Source organism: Longimicrobiaceae bacterium, from assembly GCA_035696245.1.
Lineage (GTDB): Bacteria > Gemmatimonadota > Gemmatimonadetes > Longimicrobiales > Longimicrobiaceae > DASRQW01.
The window spans coordinates 1-1,828 of the sequence record DASRQW010000342.1 but is presented as its reverse complement, the minus strand read 5'-3'; the positions used below and the strand labels follow the sequence as shown (position 1 = coordinate 1,828).

1 protein-coding gene is annotated in these 1,828 nt (G+C 69.5%); it reads left to right on the top strand.

What is annotated here, in order from left to right:
- Positions 1-1,501 (top strand): M13 family metallopeptidase (locus VFE05_15815; GenBank protein ID HET6231540.1); only part of this gene is annotated, 1,501 nt, incomplete at its 5' end.
- Positions 1,502-1,828 lie beyond the last annotated feature (327 nt).

Genomic DNA, 1,828 nt, shown 5'->3' with positions numbered 1-1,828 from the left:
CGGCCTGGGCCTGCCGGACCGCGACTACTACCTGAAGCCCGACGCCAACTTCGAGCGCAACCGCGAGGCGTACCGCACGTACCTGGAGACGGTGTTCCGCCTGACGGGCGACCGTGACCCGCGCGGCGCCGCCCAGGCGGTGTTCGCGTTCGAGAAGTCACTGGCCGAGGCGAGCTGGGACCGCGCGCGCAGCCGCGACCGCGAGGCCACGTACAACCGCATGAGCGTGGCGCAGGTGAACGCGCTGACGCCGGGCTTCTCGTGGACGCGCTACATCACGGCCACGGGCACGCAGGCCACGCCCGCCGTGATCGTGCGCCAGCCGGACTTCTTCCCGGCGATGGACAAGGCCCTCCAGCAGGCGTCGCTGGCCGACCTGAAGCGCTACCTGACGTTCAAGCTGGTGGACGCGTACGCGCCGTCGCTCAGCAGCCCGTTCGTGAACGCCAGCTTCGCGTTCCGCGGCACTGCGCTGCAGGGCCTGCAGGCGAACCGTCCGCGCTGGAAGCGCGCCATCGGCGTGGTGGAGAGCTCGCTGGGCGAGGCGGCGGGCCGCATGTACGTGGCCGACAACTTCCGCCCGGAGGCGCGGGCCCGCATGCAGCAGCTGGTGGGCAACCTGCTGGCGACGTACCGCACGTCCATCGACAGCCTGGAGTGGATGAGCCCCGCCACGCGCGCGCAGGCGCAGCAGAAGCTGGCGGCGTACCAGGTCAAGATCGGCTACCCGGACAAGTGGCGCGACTACTCGGCGCTCACCGTCTCGCCGACCGACCTGGTGGGCAACATGATGCGGGTGAGCCGCTTCGGGTACCGCCGCATGGTGAGCCGGCTGGGCAAGCCGGTGGACCGCACCGAGTGGGGCATGACGCCGCAGACGGTGAACGCGTACTACAACCCGTCGATGAACGAGATCGTGTTCCCGGCGGCGATCCTCCAGCCTCCGTTCTTCACGCCCACCGCCGACGACGCGGTGAACTACGGCGGCATCGGGGCCGTGATCGGCCACGAGATCAGCCACGGGTTCGACGACCAGGGCCGCCGCTCGGACGGCGAGGGCAACATGCGCGACTGGTGGACGGCGGCCGACGCGCAGGCGTTCGATGCGCGCGCCACGGCGCTGGCCAACGAGTACAGCGCCTTCGAGCCCGTGCAGGGCACGCACGTGAACGGCCGCCTCACGCTGGGCGAGAACATCGGCGACCTGAGCGGCATCGCGGTGGCGCTCAAGGCGTACCACCGTTCGCTGAACGGGCAGCCGGCGCCGGTGATCAACGGGCTCACGGGCGACCAGCGCTTCTTCCTGGCGTTCGCCCAGATCTGGCGCAGCCGCTACCGCGACGAGGCGCTCCGCCAGCAGCTGCTCACCGACCCGCACTCGCCCGGCGAGTTCCGCACGAACGGCATCCTGCGCAACATCCCGGAGTTCTACGCGGCGTTCAACGTGCAGCCGGGCGACAAGATGTACGTGGCTCCCGAGCAGCGCGTGAAGATCTGGTAAGCACGGATCGGCAGGCGTAGCATGGATCGGTAGATGAACGGCAGGTGGATTTAACCAAGTTGGCGAATGTGGAGCGGCCCGGATCACGAAAGTGGTCCGGGCCGTTTTTGCGCGCGGGGGATGCCCCTTCACCGACCAGACGGCGAGCGATACGAAATCCGGGAGAATCGGTGCGGCCAGCATCGCCCTGGCGGCTAAAGCCGCGGGCTACGACGGCGCGAGGCCCACCTCCGCGGGCTGCTACCGAGGGTCCGAACCGCTTCGGCGAGACTCGCGAAGCAAGCCGATCTACCCGAGTTCCGTATGAACCGGCCGCGCACGGCCCGA